This window comes from Gallibacterium genomosp. 2, from assembly GCF_000771895.1.
Lineage (GTDB): Bacteria > Pseudomonadota > Gammaproteobacteria > Enterobacterales > Pasteurellaceae > Gallibacterium.
Window position 1 is genome coordinate 40,057 of record NZ_JPXY01000017.1, and the last position, 17,980, is coordinate 58,036.

14 protein-coding genes are annotated in these 17,980 nt (G+C 36.8%); 3 read left to right on the forward strand and 11 right to left on the reverse strand.

Annotation, left to right across the window (positions count from 1 at the left end; translation table 11 throughout):
- Positions 1-7 precede the first annotated feature (7 nt).
- The 11 genes from P375_RS03850 to argG all read right to left on the reverse strand — a co-directional run bounded on the left by P375_RS03850 (position 8) and on the right by argG (position 15,029).
- Entirely contained in the window at positions 8-1,228 is a 1,221-nt protein-coding gene (locus P375_RS03850) for an ATP-grasp domain-containing protein (RefSeq protein WP_052121787.1), read from the reverse strand.
- Complete coding sequence (locus tag P375_RS03855) at positions 1,221-2,360, reverse strand: hypothetical protein (RefSeq protein WP_039134553.1); 1,140 nt, start codon at positions 2,358-2,360, stop codon at positions 1,221-1,223. Before P375_RS03855 ends, P375_RS03850 begins: the two co-directional genes overlap by 8 nt.
- Positions 2,361-2,577: 217 nt before the next feature.
- Positions 2,578-3,840, reverse strand: a complete 1,263-nt coding sequence (gene glyA, locus P375_RS03860; protein ID WP_039134555.1) for a serine hydroxymethyltransferase — start codon at positions 3,838-3,840, stop codon at positions 2,578-2,580.
- Between the two features lie 170 nt (positions 3,841-4,010).
- Positions 4,011-5,297 carry a phosphoribosylamine--glycine ligase gene (gene purD, locus P375_RS03865; RefSeq protein ID WP_039134557.1) on the reverse strand — a complete coding sequence of 429 codons (1,287 nt, stop codon included), beginning with the start codon at positions 5,295-5,297 and terminating at the stop codon, positions 4,011-4,013.
- A 14-nt stretch (positions 5,298-5,311) separates the two neighbouring features.
- The gene (gene purH / locus P375_RS03870; RefSeq protein WP_039134559.1) at positions 5,312-6,913 is read right to left on the reverse strand and encodes a bifunctional phosphoribosylaminoimidazolecarboxamide formyltransferase/IMP cyclohydrolase; all 1,602 of its coding nucleotides are present in this window, start codon (positions 6,911-6,913) and stop codon (positions 5,312-5,314) included.
- Positions 6,914-7,076: 163 nt separating this feature from the next.
- Positions 7,077-7,475 (reverse strand): YhcB family protein, encoded by a 399-nt coding sequence (locus P375_RS03875; RefSeq protein ID WP_013745512.1) that lies wholly within the window; start codon positions 7,473-7,475, stop codon positions 7,077-7,079.
- A 127-nt stretch (positions 7,476-7,602) separates the two neighbouring features.
- Entirely contained in the window at positions 7,603-9,333 is a 1,731-nt protein-coding gene (locus P375_RS03880; RefSeq protein ID WP_230588735.1) for a phosphoethanolamine transferase, read from the reverse strand.
- A gap of 14 nt (positions 9,334-9,347) precedes the next feature.
- Positions 9,348-10,994, reverse strand: coding sequence for a glucose-6-phosphate isomerase (gene pgi, locus P375_RS03885; protein WP_039134562.1), 1,647 nt, complete (start codon positions 10,992-10,994; stop codon positions 9,348-9,350).
- 23 nt (positions 10,995-11,017) lie between these two features.
- Positions 11,018-12,091, reverse strand: a complete 1,074-nt coding sequence (gene alr / locus P375_RS03890; protein ID WP_018346843.1) for an alanine racemase — start codon at positions 12,089-12,091, stop codon at positions 11,018-11,020.
- 12 nt (positions 12,092-12,103) lie between these two features.
- Positions 12,104-13,552, reverse strand: coding sequence for a replicative DNA helicase (gene dnaB, locus P375_RS03895; RefSeq protein ID WP_039134566.1), 1,449 nt, complete (start codon positions 13,550-13,552; stop codon positions 12,104-12,106).
- A 145-nt stretch (positions 13,553-13,697) separates the two neighbouring features.
- Positions 13,698-15,029, reverse strand: coding sequence for an argininosuccinate synthase (argG, locus tag P375_RS03900; protein WP_039134568.1), 1,332 nt, complete (start codon positions 15,027-15,029; stop codon positions 13,698-13,700).
- Between the two features lie 538 nt (positions 15,030-15,567).
- Between argG and P375_RS03905 the strand changes: the two genes are divergently transcribed.
- The 3 genes from P375_RS03905 to rlmM are packed head-to-tail and all read left to right on the forward strand — an operon-like array spanning position 15,568 to position 17,969.
- Complete coding sequence (locus P375_RS03905; protein ID WP_039134571.1) at positions 15,568-16,455, forward strand: transcriptional regulator GcvA; 888 nt, start codon at positions 15,568-15,570, stop codon at positions 16,453-16,455.
- Positions 16,455-16,850, forward strand: a complete 396-nt coding sequence (locus P375_RS03910; protein WP_039134574.1) for a DUF423 domain-containing protein — start codon at positions 16,455-16,457, stop codon at positions 16,848-16,850. Before P375_RS03905 ends, P375_RS03910 begins: the two co-directional genes overlap by 1 nt.
- A gap of 27 nt (positions 16,851-16,877) precedes the next feature.
- Positions 16,878-17,969, forward strand: a complete 1,092-nt coding sequence (gene rlmM, locus P375_RS03915) for a 23S rRNA (cytidine(2498)-2'-O)-methyltransferase RlmM (RefSeq protein ID WP_039134577.1) — start codon at positions 16,878-16,880, stop codon at positions 17,967-17,969.
- Positions 17,970-17,980 lie beyond the last annotated feature (11 nt).

Genomic DNA, 17,980 nt, shown 5'->3' on the forward strand with positions numbered 1-17,980 from the left:
TAAAGTTTTACTCTATATATAATAACTCATTGAATAACTGACGAATTAAACGCTCGTCTCGTTCAATTTGTAATAAATTATCCGAAACCAAACTGATATAGCCGACACAACTTAATAGATCAACGGTTAATGGTAATGGTGAAGCTGATTTGTATGGAAATATGGCATCAACAAAGGAGGGACATAACGAAATTTTTTGCAAAAACTTTTCATTATCTAACCTATAATTTATTTTTTCATTAATTAAAAAAACAATTCTTGCCTGTTTTATTAAATGACCATCTTCCAATATTGGATGACTTAAATAAGCTGAAACAGCACTTTCCAACAAATGTGGTTGATAACAACGAGAAAAAATTTGTGGGGCCATTCCTCCGTGTAACCTTGCCCCTACTTCAATCATAACAGGACCTCGTGCTGTCAACATAATTTCCATATGAATAGGTCCAAATTTAAAATCTAATGCCTCAGCGGCAGCTTTAGCATATTGAATAATATTTTGATATACCCCTTCTTGCGAATATAACATTGTCATATTTTCATATACAAAACGACTACCATTGTGTATTCCCTTTTTATATCTACATAATGAAAGAACAAAGTAACTGCCTTGATATGCAACCATATCCACCACAAATTCAATACCTTCCAAATATTCTTGAATTAAATAGTGACTATTCACTTCACCAGTAATATTTCTTTTATGCCAATTCAAAGTCGTGATTTCAAATAAAACCTTATTTTTATTGACTAAATATACGACATCTTCAGAGCCAGCCGAATTTAAAGGTTTAACAATATATCCTTTTTCACTGTCAAATAATGATACATTTTTATTATTTTCGGTTATTTTTATTGTTTTTATTGCATTTAAATTTGCTTGAGATAACGCCTGTTGCATTTTAAATTTATTTCTTCTCAGCTCCGAATCGGATATATCATTGCTATTCACACCAAAATAGTCTGCCAACGCTTCGCCGACAATTACACCACTTTCAGATCCAATCACCACTGCTCGAATTTGCGATGGAGAAAACTGCTGTTTTGCCTGTTGTGGTGTAAGTGGCTGTTGATTACTAAAATCTCTCATATTGAAAGAGGATAAATAAAATGAAGCAATATTTTCACCGGAAAAGACCGCATAACAGTCAAATCCTTTCTGCTTAAAAATAGGGGCGTATAATTTCCCAGTAGAAAATGGATCAACAATTAAAATGACATTATTCATCATAAGCTCCCATTATTAAAAAAGAAATTAACAGTAATACCGCTACAAACGGTAACCCCCATTGTGCCAAGCTCACCAAACCAAATTGTTTACTGATGACAATACCGATAATTAAACTACCAATTGATTGAAATAAAGTATAATAAGACGCACTTAATCCACCTAAATAAGATGCTTGCTGATCATTCTCTGCTAAAAGAATTAATTTCTCACGCAGAAAAATACGTAAACTATTAATATGAAATCCTAGCAAAAAACAGAAAATCGGCATTAAATAAAGTGTCGTATTCATTACGAACAAAAGGTCAAAAAAGATTAATCCAATAGGCAAAATCCATCTTTGTCTTATGGTAGGAACAAAAACTGCCAGAAAAGCCCCTATACCGGCAAAACCGCTTGCTCTGCCGAAATCGCTTGCCAGCCAATGATGAACTTCCTGAAAAAATATCGGCGCAGTAAGATTAAACGTTGAAATATGTAAACCGATAACCCCCAAAGTAATACAAATCAAAACAATTTGTTTAGCAGTTATTTTTTCACTATGTATCAGTAAGTTTTTTTCTATATTTCCGTTAGTAGGTTTTACTAAAAAATAATAAATGGAACATATTGAAATATCCAGAATGGCAATTAATAACATCGTTGACACAAAAGAAAATTTATCTAATAAAACTGTGCCTATCATTGCTCCGGCAAATGCCCCGACCTGAATAACAGTCTGCATTAATCTGGCTGCTAAAGCCGCACTCAACGTTCCCCGTAAAACCAATTTTGTATTTTCACTCTCATAAGTACTTAATAACGTCAAACTAAGCAGCCCAAAACATAAAGAAATAAGAAGAAAAGTAAAAATATGTTGACTAAAAAATGGTACAATAAGTGCAATCGCAAGATAAACCAGAATACGAAGTTTAAGTAATGATCTCAATGAAAGATGCAATAAATCCCATTTTTTAATGAACTTTCTAATGATTAATGGGAAAATTGCACTGATCGCTAAAATAACTGCCAATAATAAAGAAGATTGCGTTACTTGATAAGAAAACCACAAAATAATCATAAGCAACGCCATATCACTGAAATAGAAAAAAATAAGGTTGCTATAAAATAATAATAAAGTTTTATTTATCATTTTTGAACCTCAAGGTACATTGCAATGAAATACAAAGAAAAGCGGACTTTATATTAGGAGAAAATCTTAAAAAATTAACATAAACTCTCCTATTAACTATTGTTCACCTATAAAATATCAAAAATTAAACAAAAATAAAACATAAATAAAACAAAACGTTAATAAAAATCCTTTTTCATAAAGAAAAAGGATTTTTTAATACTAGATTTTCTAAGACTTATGCATAAACCGGTAAACGTTTACAGATTTCCAGCACTTTTTCTTTTGTTGCAGCAATAACTTCTTCTTCGTTTTCTTTGCCTACGGCATCAAGTACATCACACATCCAACCTGCCAATGCTTTAACATCTTCTTCTTGGAAGCCACGACGAGTGACGGAAGGTGTACCGACACGAATACCGGAAGTGACGAATGGACTCTTAGGATCATTTGGCACTGCATTTTTATTAACAGTAATATTGGCTTTGCCTAATGCAGCATCGGCAGCTTTACCGGTTAAACCGTGACTAACTAAATCAACAAGGAATAAATGGTTTTCTGTACCATTAGATACCACGTTATAGCCACGCTGTTTAAACACTTCTACCATTGCTTTCGCATTTTTCACTACTTGTTGTTGATAAGCTTTAAATTCGGGTTCCATTGCCTCTTTAAAACAAACAGCTTTCGCTGCAATTACGTGCATTAATGGACCACCTTGCCCTGCTGGAAATACAGCACTGTTTAATTTTTTATATAACTCTTCGTTACCGCCTTTAGCTAAAATCAAACCTCCACGTGGACCTGCCAATGTTTTATGAGTAGTAGTAGTAACAACGTGTGCATATTCCAATGGATTTGGATAGACACCAGCAGCAATTAATCCTGCAACGTGTGCCATATCAACAAAAAGATAAGCACCGACTTCATCGGCGATTTCACGCATTTTTTTCCAATCAACAACTTGAGAATAGGCTGAAAAACCGCCAACAATCACTTTCGGTTTAACGCGCAATGCTTGTTCACGTAATGCGTCATAATCAATTACACCGTCATCGGTAATACCGTATTGTTCTGCGTGATAAATCTTACCTGAAAAGCTCACCGCCGCACCGTGAGTTAAGTGACCACCATGAGCCAAGCTCATTCCTAAAATAGTATCACCCGGTTCAGCCAATGCCATGTAAACCGCAGCATTTGCCTGTGAACCTGAGTGTGGCTGCACGTTGGCATAATCCGCACCAAATAATGCTTTAGCACGATCAATTGCTAATTGTTCAACAATATCAACATACTCACAGCCACCATAATAACGTTTACCCGGATAACCTTCTGCATATTTGTTAGTAAGTTGCGAACCTTGCGCTTGCATCACACGTGGGCTCGCATAGTTTTCGGAAGCAATTAATTCAATATGTTCTTCCTGACGACGATCTTCGTTACAAATAGCATCCCATAACTCTTTATCATAATCTGCGATGTTCATACTTCTTTTAAGCATTTAAATTTCCTCTTAAATTAAATGGTGGTCTCATCCCGTTTAGTTTAGCTTTTTATCGATACTATTGTCATAAAAATCTAAAATTAATTTTTTCATTTCTTTGATGAATTTTATTCATATTGATCAGCGAAAAATAAAATATGGTTAAATTTGATCATTTAACCAATACATTAGACCTGTTCTCGTTTAATAGCACGCCAACCAATATCATGGCGATAAAAACGCCCACTCCAATGAATAGATTCTGCTAAACATACTGCTTTTTGCTGTGATTCAAGCACTGTATCACCCAATGCAGTCACACATAAAACACGACCTCCATTGGTAACAATTTCATTCTCCTGTTTAACAACGCCTGCATAGAAAACTTTTTTGTCCGATTCTGTTGGCACATCCAAACCACGAATCACATCTCCTTTTCTTGGTGTACTAGGATAGCCCTCCGCTGCCAACACAATACCTAGCGCCACTTGTTCACACCATTTTGATTTCACTTGATCTAATTTTCCATCACACGCTGCCAAACATAGTTCTACTAGATCTGATTGCAAACGCATCATAATCGGTTGCGTTTCCGGATCACCAAAACGGCAATTAAACTCGATCACTTTAGGTTGACCATTAGGCATAATCATCAAACCGGCATAAAGAAAACCGGTGTAGACATTATTTTCAGATGCCATTCCATTTACCGTAGGATAGATCACTTCCTGCATAATACGTTGATGTATTTCTGGCGTTACCACTGGTGCTGGAGAATATGCCCCCATACCGCCAGTATTCAAACCGGTATCACCTTCACCGACCCGTTTGTGATCCTGACTAGTTGCCATTGGTTCAACATTTTTACCATCGACCATCACAATAAAACTAGCTTCTTCACCGTCAAGGTACTCTTCAATTACCACACGACTTCCCGCTTCACCAAACGCATTGCCAGAAAGCATATCTTTCACTGCAGCTTCCGCTTCAGCTAATGTCATAGCAACAATTACGCCTTTACCAGCTGCTAAACCATCTGCTTTAATCACGATTGGTGCACCTTTTTTTTGCAAATAAGCTAATGCAGGTTCAACTTGAGTAAAAGTTTGATATTCTGCTGTTGGAATATGATGACGAGCTAAAAAATTCTTAGTAAAAGCTTTTGAACCTTCTAATTGTGCTGCTGCTTTGGTTGGGCCAAAAATCTTTAAACCTTCCGCACGAAATGCATCAACCACGCCAATAACTAATGGTGCTTCTGGACCAACAATCGTTAAATCAATTTGGTGCTGTTTAGCAAACTCCACTAACGCCGTAATATCGGTTGTACTAATAGCAACATTTTCAACTTTTGCTTCTTGTGCCGTACCAACATTTCCAGGGGCAACATAAACCTTATCCACTAATGGTGATTGTGCTACTTTCCAGGTTAAAGCGTGTTCACGTCCGCCATTTCCAATAATTAAAATTTTCATCTAGCAATCCTCAATTAGTGTCTAAAATGACGCATACCTGTTAATACCATCACCATATTATGTTCATCCGCGGCATCAATCACTTCTTGATCACGGATTGAACCACCTGGGTGAATAACACAAGTTACACCGACTTTCGCAGCAGCATCAATACCATCACGGAATGGGAAGAACGCATCGGATGCCATTACAGTGCCTTTAACTTCTAATCCTTCATCTTCTGCTTTAATGCCAGCTATTTTTGCAGAATAAACACGGCTCATTTGACCAGCCCCAATACCAATTGTTTGATTATTCTTCGCATAAACAATCGCATTTGATTTCACATATTTAGCTACTTTCCAGCAGAATAAGAGATCTTGCAATTCTTGTGGTGTTGGTTGACGTTTACTTACAACTTTCAAATCAGCTAACTCAACCATACCCAGATCAGCTTCTTGAACTAATAAACCACCATTTACACGTTTAAAATCTAAACGTGGCTGACGTTGCTGCCATTCCCCACATTCTAAAACACGAACATTTTTCTTCGATTTAAGCACTTCTTTTGCTGTAGCAGAAATAATCGGCGCAATAATAACTTCTACAAATTGACGATCAATAATCGCTTTCGCAGTTTCTGCATCTAACTCGCGATTAAATGCAATAATGCCTCCAAAAGCAGAAGTTGGATCGGTTTGATACGCACGATTATAGGCTTCTAATAAATCTTTGCCTAAAGCCACGCCACATGGATTAGCGTGTTTTACAATAACACAGGCTGGTTCTGAAAACTCTTTTACACATTCCAATGCCGCATCAGTATCTGCAATATTATTATAAGAAAGCGCTTTTCCTTGTAATTGCGTTGCTGTCGAAACACTTGCCTCTTTCAACTCTTTTTCCACATAAAAAGCGGCGTTTTGATGCGAGTTTTCGCCGTAGCGCATTGTTTGCTTACGAATAAAGTTAAGATTTAATGTGCGAGGAAACTGCCCACAAGGTTCTGCTAATTCCTGTTCATCTGCGGCTTGGTAAGGTTTGACTAAACGACCAAAATAATTTGCAATCATCGCATCATATTGTGCGGTATGTTCAAATGCTTTAATCGCTAAATCAAAACGGGTTTCAAACGTTAAACTATTTTGATTTTGATCCATTTCCGCCAAGATCGCATCAAAATCGCTATTATTCACAACAATCGCAACATCTTTATGATTCTTCGCGGCGGAACGAACCATTGTCGGCCCACCAATATCAATATTTTCTACTGCTAATTCTAAAGTGCAGTCTGCTCTGGCAACTGTTTGTGCAAATGGATATAAATTAACCACCACCATATCAATCGGATCAATTTGATGTTGCGCCATCACTTCATCATCAATGCCGCGACGCCCTAAAATACCGCCGTGAACCTTTGGATGTAATGTTTTAACACGTCCATCCATCATTTCAGGAAACTGTGTATAATCAGAAACTTCCGTCACTGCCAAACCGTTTTTTTCTAATAATTTTGCTGTACCGCCTGTTGATAAAATTTGTACGCCACGATCAATCAAACCTTTGGCAAATTCGACAATACCGGTTTTATCCGAAACACTAATTAACGCACGTTGAATAGGACGTTGTTGTTGCATCATTTTTTCCTTTGTTAATGATTAAAAAGATGAGATTTTTTGAGGGCATAAGTATAAAGCAAACGTTTGCTTTTATAAATTAAAAGTTTAGGTTTTCTTAAAAAAAGTAAACCTAAACTTTAAAACCGTTAAACCAAAAATTTAAAACGGTTAAAACAAAAATTTAACTCTCTTGCTTAAAAAGACCGGATGAACCTTCAGAATAATCTTTCGGTTGTTCCTTGAGATTGAGATTTTTTACTGAAGACTCCTCTTCAACTGCTGTAAATACCGCCTTATCCAAATTTGGTAACAACGCGGTAGAGGTCGCCGCAAAATGTTGATACAACTTGTGATAATCTTGCGCTAAATTTTTCATTAAATCAGACGCTTCAGTGAAATGCTGTTCAAGCTGTTGTTTCTGTTCAGCGATGGTTTCATTCGCTTGTTGCAGTTGCTGCTCGACCTGTTTTTGTTTGCGTACGCTACCGTTGGTAAAACGAGCCACCAAATAACCAATAAAAAAGCCGGCAATCAAACCAATTAACAAAATGTGCCACATTTCTTCACTCCAGTTTTGCATACAAACTCCTTAATAGCAGCGATGATTAACAATGTTCTAATCATAATGTCTTCACCATAATTTGTCTTGCAGCAATCTTCAATTATTTGTTGTAGTTCACAAAATTTTGTTAAAAAAGAAGAGTTGCTTAATTTTTAATCCCTCCTCGCTTAGGATAAACATACTCTGAACGACCATCCGCATTAATATTTAAATACCCCACATCCCCAGTGATAAAGTTTCCGGTCACTGTGCCATAAGAACAACCGGCTATCGGCATATCATATCCCATCAAATCTATCAATAAAGTAGCTAACTGTTGATGGAAAGCAATTTCACATTTTTGGAAAACTGTTTTTACCTTTTGTTGTATCTCTCTATTTGGAGAATAAATCACCAATGGAACAACATAATTATCTGTCGCTTGTGTTCCTTGATTTTGTATTTTTGATGTGACATTTTGTCCATGATCGGAAGTATAAATTAATATCCAATCATCTTTTTCACGTTGACTTAAATAATGATATGTTTGTTGAATAATTTTATCAGTATTAAAAATTGTATTATCATACTCATCTAACTGAGTTTTTCCCTTAAATATTTTTTCATCTTCTGTTAATGCTTCACCATATACACTGTGAGAACCTCGCTGGTGTAATACTACAAAATTATTACCTTTATCTAAATTTAAGGAAAATAAATGAGGTAATAAATTTTTATCAGGCATTAATTCAGAGATTTTATAACCTTCATCTGTAGGGAAACGTAATATATCAATCCATTTTCTGCCAATTAAATTCATAATCATCATCTGATTCTCAGGCTGACTAGAATAAAAATAAGTTTGATAATTTTGTTGTTTGGCTAAATTAAATAAATTAGTATCTCCTCTCATAATTTGGTTCATTCCGTTTGGATGAGGAATTGCATTAAATAATATTGGCAATGAAACTGCTGTCATAAATGCAGCTGAATAAGTTTTCATAATAACCGCATCTGGATGTTGTTTTGACAACTCTTTCAAAAATGGCGTGGTATCCCTATCATAACCAAAATAAGAGAGGTGAGAAGCGGCTTCACTTTCTCCCATAATAAACACAATATTTTTAATTTTAGGTTCTGTGCTAATAGGTGGTTGTGGGTAAATATATTCCGGAATATCTGATAATTTAAGAACATTATACGGTAATACCCTACCTATAAAATAGCCAAATGAAAAGTAATTTGCTTTAATCCTTGAATAATTAGAGCTTGGAGAAATCCCCAGTTCCTGACTAGTATAGAAAGAACGAATAAAAATATAAATCATCGATAACAAAAATAAAATATCGGTAATTGCATATTTACTCTTATTCTTTCTAAAATAGGAAATTGAGATAAATATAGAAACATCAACCACTCCCCAGATCATACTTCCAAACCATTTCTCATACATCCCCATACCTGCATGAGTGACTTCAGAAAGTTCTTTTAGCATTAAAAAATAATTAGTTCCATTGATCCAACTTTGATATATTTGAAAATGGACATTATTAACAACAACACATAAAAAATAGAAAAAAGCGATTAAGAACTTTGTTATTCTATATTTAGAAAAGAAAAATAGAGATACTAAAATAAATATAATAATATAACTTTCAAAATAGCGTGTTAATGAGGGAATAGAAAATATATTTCTATATAAAATTTCGCTAAAAAGTAAAATAACACTATATATTCCAATTAATAAAAAATTTTTTAAATTGTTCTTAACAGATAAGTTCATATTAGCCCGGCTCATTCTAAGCTTTATTATAAATTGCCGAAGTGTATCAGAAACGACTGTCAATAGAAACAAAAAAGCTTCGCCAATTTGACGAAGCCTTTTCCGAATCTTCAATCTGCCTGACTATATTAACGCCACGCTTTATATTGATTAATTAAGCCATTGGTTGAACTGTCGTGGGAAGACACTTTTTCATCGCCCACCAATTCCGGAAGAATACGGTTTGCCAACTGTTTACCCAATTCCACACCCCATTGGTCGAAAGTGAAGATATTAAAGATAACACCTTGTACAAAGATTTTGTGTTCATACATCGCAATCAATGCACCTAATGTAAATGGTGTAATTTCACTCACCAAAATAGAGTTTGTCGGTTTGTTGCCGGTAAAGACTTTAAACGGCACAATGTGCTGTACATCTGCAAGGTTTTTACCCGCTTTCACAAATTCCGCTTCCACTTCTTCTTTTGTTTTACCAAAAGCCAATGCTTCGGTTTGTGCAAAGAAGTTAGAAAGCAATTTAAGATGATGATCGCCTAACGGATTATGTGTTTTTGCTGGAGCAATAAAATCACAAGGAATCAAGGTTGTTCCTTGGTGAATTAATTGATAAAACGCGTGTTGACCGTTAGTACCCGGTTCACCCCAAATAATCGGACCGGTTTGATAATCGACCGGATTGCCGTTGCGATCGACATATTTACCGTTAGATTCCATATTGCCTTGTTGGAAATAGGCAGCAAAGCGGTGCATATACTGATCATATGGCAAGATCGCCTCTGTCTGCGCGCCTAAGAAATTAGTATTCCATAAACCGATTAACGCTAATGTCATTGGAATATTTTTCTCTACCGCTGTATTTCTGAAATGTTTATCCATTTCGTGTGCGCCGCTTAATAACGCTTCAAAATTATCAAAACCAATAGAAAGTGCGATCGATAAACCGATGGCAGACCAAAGAGAATAACGTCCGCCAACCCAATCCCAGAACTCAAACATATTGTCGATATCAATACCAAATTCCGCTACCGCTTTTGCATTGGTCGATAATGCTGCGAAATGTTTTGCGATATGCGCTTCATCTTTCGCTTTTGCCAAAAACCATTCACGCGCCGAATGTGCGTTGGTCATTGTTTCCTGTGTGGTAAAGGTTTTTGATGCCACCAACACTAAGGTGGTTTCCGGATCAACTTTCTTCAATGTTTCAGCAATATGAGTGCCGTCAACATTGGAAACAAAGTGCATTGTAAGGTGATTTTTATATGGTCTTAACGCTTCAGTGACCATATAAGGCCCTAAATCTGAACCGCCGATCCCGATATTAATCACATCTGTGATCGCTTTACCGCTATAACCTTTCCATTCTCCAGAAATCACACGCTCACAGAAAGATTTCATTTTTGCCAATACTGCATTTACCTCCGGCATCACATCTTTGCCATCCACATAAACCGGGGTATTGCTACGGTTACGCAATGCAGTATGCAACACCGCACGATTTTCAGTACGGTTGATCTTTTCACCGTTGAACATACTTTCAATTGCGTCTTTAACAGCAGTTTCATCAATAAGTTGGCGCAATAAAGTTAAAGTTTCATCAGTGAAACGGTTCTTAGAAAAATCGACTAAAATATCATCATTGAATTTTAATGAATAACGATCAAAACGATCCGGTTGCTGTGCAAACAATTGTTGAATAGTGACATCTTTTTGTGCTTTTTGATGTTGCAACAATGCTTGCCACGCTTTTGTTGAAGTTGGATTAATATTTTTCATACATAATTTCCCTTAATTAAAAATTAATCAATATATTCTACTAATACTCGTGGAGTAAGTTTCGTTACTAATTCATAACTGATTACGCCAATAATTTCAGCTATTTCTTCTATCGGCAATTCTTTACCCCATAAAATGACTTCATCTCCGACCTTGTCCTGTGCATCCGCACCGAGATCAACCGTTAACATATCCATTGAAACTTTGCCAACGATAGGCACACGTCTGCCGTTAATATAAACAGGTGTTCCTGTTGGCACATCACGTGGGTAACCGTCGCCATAACCGATTGCCACCACGCCGATTTTAGTATCTTTTTCGCTTACCCAACGACCGCCATAGCCGACCGGCTCGCCTTTTTTATGATTACGCACTGCAATCAATGATGAGGTTAACGTCATCACCGGAATTAAATCATAAGCACTGCTCGGTGTGTTATTGGCGGAAATGCCGTACATAATAATGCCCGGACGAATCCAATCCAGATGGGAATCTTTCCAGAACAAGATACCACCTGACGCAGCAATACTTTTTTCTCCCACTTTACCGGCGCAAGCGGTTAGGAAACGATCCAGCTGTTTTAAGGTGTAATCGCTGTCCAACTCATCGGCACGACTGAAATGGCTGATAAAGCGGATTTGATTAACATTTTGCGAAGCGGATAACGCTTGATAATAACGATCGACTTCATCCAACTGCACCCCTAAACGATGCATTCCGGTATCAATTTTAATCCAAACATTGATCGGATTCGGTAATTTAGCCGCTAATAATGCTTCCAACTGCTCATCACAATGTACCACTGTTTCCAAATTATTAACCGACAAAATCGGCAAATCGGAGGCGGAAAAAAAGCCTTCTAATAACAAGATAGGCTTGGTAATTCCATTGGAGCGCAAACGCAACGCTTCACCTAAGCGAGCGACACCGAAACAATCTACATTGTCTTGTACAGTCTGAGAAACAAACTCAACACCGTGTCCGTAAGCATTCGCTTTCACCACCGCAATAATTTTACTGTTCGGCGCAAGCGAATGAATTTTTTCTATATTATGTTTAAGGGCAAGAGAGCTAATCTTTGCCGTTGCTGCTTTCATATAACTGCCTTATTAATAATGATCTTCATATCCTGAATCATATTGAAGATTGGTAAATTTAGAGAAATTACCTTGGAAAGCCAAACGAACACTACCAATCGGCCCATTACGCTGTTTACCGATAATAATCTCTGCCGTACCTTTAAATTCAGAATTAGGATTATAAACCTCATCTCGATAAATAAACATAATCAAGTCCGCATCCTGCTCAATCGCACCTGATTCACGCAAATCCGAATTGACCGGACGTTTATCGGCACGTTGTTCCAAACTTCGGTTTAGCTGTGACAGTGCGATCACTGGCACTTTCAACTCTTTCGCCAGCGCCTTTAATGAACGTGAAATTTCTGCAATTTCTAATGTTCTGTTTTCAGCATAACCTGGCACTCGCATTAACTGCAAATAATCGACCATAATTAATGCCAAACCGTTCGGACTTTCTCGATGAATACGTCTGGCACGCGAACGTAATTCTGTCGGGGTCAAACCGGAAGTATCATCAATATAAATATTCTGTTTTTGTTTAAGCATCCCGATACAGCTTGCCAACGCATCGCCTTCCGCACCGTCAAATTCGATCTGACCGGTACGCAATTTGGTTTGATCCACCCTTGCCAATGAAGCCAACATCCTCATCATTAATTGTTCCGCCGGCATTTCCAAGCTAAAGATCAACACCGCTTTATCCTGATCCGCCGGTAATGCCGCATTTTCACATAAATTCATCGCAAAAGTGGTTTTCCCCATTGAAGGTCGTGCAGCCACAATAATCAAATCGCCGGGTTGCAAACCTGCCGTTTTTTTATCCAAATCAGTAAAGCCGGTGGAAATTCCGGTCACACCGCCATTCGGATTTTGTGCCAACAGCTCAATTTTATTGACCGTATCTTTAAGAATTTTATTCACATTTTGCGGTCCACTTTCTGTGCCTACCATTCGTTGTTCAGAAATCTGCAAAATTTTACTTTCAGCAGTGTCTAAAATATCTTTCACAGCCTGCCCATTAGTGGAATAACAGTTTTCAGATATGGTATTGCTAGCAGCGATTAACTCACGCAAAATCGCTTTTTCTCGAATAATATTGGCATATGCTAAGGCATTAGCGCTATTCGGAGTCTTCTGCGATAACTCAACCAAATAGGAAAAACCACCGACTGAATCACTTAAATCTTTACTATTTAATGACTGCTCTAAAGTAATTAAATCTGCTGGTTTGCCGTAACTTAATAAGGCTTCAATCTCTTGGAAAATAATACGATGAGCATAAGTGTAAAAATCTTGTGCTATCACGGCTTCAGCAACACTGTCCCATAAAGAGTTATCCAACAATAGTGCTCCTAATACTGACTGTTCCGCTTCCAATGAGTGTGGTGGCGTAAATTGTTCTAAATCTTTGTTATTTTTTGCCAATGTTGTCGTTGAGTTTTTAAGCTGAGATGTTCGAGTCGGAGTCCACGCCATACTATTCACCATTTAACTGTACTAAGCGCAGAAGTATAGCAAAAATAACGATAAAACGTGGATCAAAAATAGCGCAAAAGCGTGATTAAAGAAATAAATCGCTAAAAACCTTAACGATTTTTAGCGATTGGTAGGGATTAAAAAATTACTCTTTTTTACCTAATTGAGGAAATGCAGAATTGTTCAATAACAAACCTGTTTCGGTGTAAATGCCTAGCTTGTCACGAGTATCGGTAATATCCAAATTACGCATTGTTAATTGCCCAATACGGTCTTTCGGATCAAACGGTGCATTTTCAATTTTTTCCATACTTAAGCGTTCCGGCTGATAAGTTAAGTTTGGTGATTCAGTGTTAAGGATTGAATAATCATTACCACGACGTAATTCAAGTGTCACTTCACCAGTAATAGCACGAGCAACCCAACGCTGAGCAGTTTCTCTCAACATTAATGCCTGTGGATCGAACCAACGACCTTGATAAAGCAAGCGACCTAAACGTAAACCATTGATACGATATTGTTCAATAGTATCTTCATTATGAATTCCTGTGACCAAACGTTCATAAGCGATATGCAACAATGCCATTCCCGGTGCTTCATAAATACCGCGACTTTTCGCTTCGATAATACGGTTTTCAATTTGATCCGACATTCCTAAGCCGTGGCGTCCACCGATACGATTCGCTTCTAAGAAAAGATCAACTGCATTAGCAAAAGTTTTGCCGTTTAACGCTACCGGAATCCCCTCTTCAAAACGAATAGTAACTTCTTCCGCTTTAATTGCCACGTCATCTTTCCAGAAAGCAACACCCATAATAGGATTTACGATACGAATTCCACTGTTTAAAAACTCCAGATCTTTTGCTTCGTGAGTTGCCCCAAGCATATTTGAATCAGTAGAGTAAGCTTTTTCTACCGACATTTTATAATTAAAGCCATTTGCAATTAAGAATTCGGACATCTCGTGACGACCGCCAAGTTCATTAATAAATTGTTGATCTAACCACGGTTTATAAATTTTCAATTTTGGATTAGTCAATAAACCATAACGGTAGAAACGTTCAATGTCATTGCCTTTAAAGGTACTGCCGTCACCCCAAATATTGACATCATCCTCTTTCATTGCAGTAACTAACATTGTACCTGTTACCGCACGTCCAAGCGGAGTAGTGTTGAAATAAGTCACTCCACCCGTGCTAATATGGAATGCGCCACATTGAATTGCCGCAATACCTTCATTTGCTAATTGGCTACGACAGTCAATTAAACGAGCATTTTCCGCACCGTATTCTTTCGCTTTACGCGGAATAGCATCGTAGTCATCTTCATCAGGTTGTCCTAAATTTGCGGTATAAGCATAAGGAACCGCACCTTTTTGACGCATCCAAAGCAATGCTGCGCTAGTATCTAATCCGCCAGAGAAAGCAATACCAACCTTTTGACCTACTGGAAGTGATTCGAGAATTGTTGTTGACATATTAATTCCTATTAATGAGATGTGTTTGATAGTGTGATAAAACGAACATTTACCGAGTCGGTATTATTCCCTAAAATCAGACAACTGTCTATAAAATTTAAAAATAAAAATGCAGCAAATGTGCATAAAAATTCATTTATTTGAATAAAAATATCTTTTTAAACGAAAGCCGTGCGATTCAAGAAAAACATTATAGAGAAGATGATCCGGCTATGCTAAAATCCGAATGAAAAAAATGCCACTTAAAAGTTTAAGTGGCATATAAACTAAATAGAGTTTATAAAAATATACAGGAAGTGAAATGAGTAACTTCTCAGTTACTCAGTCTAGAAAATCTAGACTAATATGCAAACACAACATCATACTTAAGAATCTGAAACTCATTAACTAGTAAGGAATGACCAATCATTAAGTATGACGCCATTCTAGGGGTCAACCTAACAATAGACAAACAATTTTTTTTTATCTTTAGCATAAAAAAAACTAATAACAAATAAAATAAATACTAACGAAAAATTTTTATAATGGATTGGAAATTATGGTTAAACGTTTGCCTCCCTTAAATGCCCTGAAAGCCTTTGATGCCGCTGCTAGACATTTAAGTTTCACCAAAGCTGCAGAAGAGCTATTTGTTACTCAAGCCGCCATTAGTCACCAAATAAAAATTTTAGAAGATTTTTTAGGTACTGCTCTTTTCTTGCGCAAAAATCGCACACTTGAACTTACAGAAGCAGGCAAAATTTATTTTTTTGATGTTGCTAATATATTAAAAAAATTAATGGATGCAACCGAACGCCTTACAAGAAATAAAGAGCAAAACGTGATTTCGATCAATATTCCTCAAACATTTGGTATGCAATGGTTGGTTCCTAGACTTAGCAAATTTAATCAACTTTATCCCGATATTGATGTACGCATTAATGGCGTTGATCAAGATGAGGGCTTATTGACTCAAGAAATTGATATTGCTGTTTATTATGGTAAAGGTGATTGGAACAGTTTAATCGTTAAACGATTGAAAGAGGCTAGATTACTGATTCTCGCCTCGCCAGATCTGCTCCATTCTCATCCGATTAATCAGGCTGAAGATCTGCGACAACACACTTTATTACACGTACATAACCGAGATAATTGGCAGATGGCATTGAAAACATTGAAATTAGAAAATATTGAATTGCAGCATAATCCGGTGTTCAGCCACACATTTATGGCGTTACAGGCCGCCATTCACGGACAGGGTGTTGTTTTAGCTAATGAATTATTAGCAGAACAGGAAATTCAGCAGGGCAACCTGCATGAAGTATTGCAGCTACAACTCCAAGATCCGAAATCATTTTATGTTGTTTATCACCCGGATCGTGAAAATGATGATAAAGTAAAGGCATTCCGTGATTGGTTGATTTCAGTAATGGAGCAAGAAAAATAATGTTTAAACGTTTTTTAATCTTCACCGCACTAAATGGCTTTTTTTGTGTTGCCTTTGGTGCATTTTCGTCTCACATACTAAGTACACAACTCTCCGAACAAGCATTACTGTGGATAGAAATAGGATGGGATTATCAAGTTTTTCATACACTCGCTTTATTCGGTGTTACCATATTCTCATTACTACCTCTTAATGATAAAAAATTAACCAAAAAAATTGCTTTTAGCGGTTATTGTTGGCTTTATGGTATTGTATTATTCTGTTTTAGCTTATATTGTTTAGCTATTACTGGTAATAAAAGTTTAGCGCATCTTACGCCATTCGGCGGTCTCTGCTTTTTATTGGGATGGGGTAATTTAATCTATACTGGGATACGTTATCCTTTTAGTAAATAACATCGTTCTAACTTACAGGAAAGTGCTATGAATCAAATCATACTCTATTGTCGTGCCGGTTTTGAAAAAGAATTGGCTGCGGAAATCACTGATAAAGCGGCTAATTTGGGTATTTATGGATTTGCTAAAACAGAAGATAAAAGTGCCTTTGTTATCTTTGAGTGTAATAACAAAGAAGATGCACAAACATTAATAAGAGAAATTCCATTCCATTCTATGATTTTCTGTCGTCAATGGTTTGCTGCTATTCAAAAATTGAATTTCACAGAAAATTCAGATCGAATCACACCGATTATCAAAACACTGAAAGAGTCTTCGTTGAAATTGGAACAATTTACTGATCTTTGGGTGGAAACAGCGGACACCAATAAAGCAAAAGAATTGCTCACATTCTGCCGCAAATTTACCGTACCGCTACGACAAAAAATGAAAACGCTAGGCTATTTCAATATCGATACTGCCAAACATTGGGAAAATATTACACTTCATCTCTTCTTTACGGATTCAGAAAATTGTTATCTCGGTTACTCTTATAACAACAACCACTCTCCTGATTTTATGGGTATTAAACGCTTACGCTTCCCACATTCTGCACCTAGTCGTTCTACCTTAAAATTGGAAGAAGCAATTAAGACATTCCTCTCTCCGAAGGAGCAATCGGAACGTCTAACAGATCATCACTATGCAGTCGATTTAGGAGCTTGTCCGGGTGGATGGACCTATCAGCTTGTGCGCCGTGGACTCTTTGTCTATGCAGTTGATCACGGTAAGATTGATGAACATTTAATGGAAAGTGGTCGTGTTGAGCATTGCTCAGAAGATGGATTCAAATTTGAACCTCCTGCTGATCATCATATTGATTGGTTAGTTTGCGATATGGTTGAACAACCGATTCGTATTGCGGATCTTATCGCTAAATGGTTAATTAAAGGCTGGTGCAGTGAAACCATTTTTAATCTCAAATTGCCGATGAAAAAACGCTATGAAGAGGTGCAGAAATGTATCTTCCTAATTGAACAAAAATTGCTAGATGAAGGACTGGATTACAAACTTCAAGCAAAACACCTATATCACGATCGTGAAGAGATCTCAGTACATATCTATTTAACAAATAATTAATTGAGGAATTT

Bases quoted from the DNA above. Each gene is read 5' to 3' on its own strand.
- P375_RS03855 (WP_039134553.1), bottom strand. From the start codon at position 2,360: ATGATAAATAAAACTTTATTATTATTTTATAGCAACCTTATTTTTTTC.
- purD (WP_039134557.1), bottom strand. From the start codon at position 5,297: ATGAAAATTTTAATTATTGGAAATGGCGGACGTGAACACGCTTTAACC.
- rlmM (WP_039134577.1), top strand. From the start codon at position 16,878: ATGAATCAAATCATACTCTATTGTCGTGCCGGTTTTGAAAAAGAATTG.
- P375_RS03910 (WP_039134574.1), top strand. From the start codon at position 16,455: ATGTTTAAACGTTTTTTAATCTTCACCGCACTAAATGGCTTTTTTTGT.
- P375_RS03875 (WP_013745512.1), bottom strand. From the start codon at position 7,475: ATGCAAAACTGGAGTGAAGAAATGTGGCACATTTTGTTAATTGGTTTG.
- P375_RS03905 (WP_039134571.1), top strand. From the start codon at position 15,568: ATGGTTAAACGTTTGCCTCCCTTAAATGCCCTGAAAGCCTTTGATGCC.
- alr (WP_018346843.1), bottom strand. From the start codon at position 12,091: ATGAAAGCAGCAACGGCAAAGATTAGCTCTCTTGCCCTTAAACATAAT.
- dnaB (WP_039134566.1), bottom strand. From the start codon at position 13,552: ATGGCGTGGACTCCGACTCGAACATCTCAGCTTAAAAACTCAACGACA.
- P375_RS03850 (WP_052121787.1), bottom strand. From the start codon at position 1,228: ATGAATAATGTCATTTTAATTGTTGATCCATTTTCTACTGGGAAATTA.
- argG (WP_039134568.1), bottom strand. From the start codon at position 15,029: ATGTCAACAACAATTCTCGAATCACTTCCAGTAGGTCAAAAGGTTGGT.
- purH (WP_039134559.1), bottom strand. From the start codon at position 6,913: ATGCAACAACAACGTCCTATTCAACGTGCGTTAATTAGTGTTTCGGAT.
- pgi (WP_039134562.1), bottom strand. From the start codon at position 10,994: ATGAAAAATATTAATCCAACTTCAACAAAAGCGTGGCAAGCATTGTTG.
- glyA (WP_039134555.1), bottom strand. From the start codon at position 3,840: ATGCTTAAAAGAAGTATGAACATCGCAGATTATGATAAAGAGTTATGG.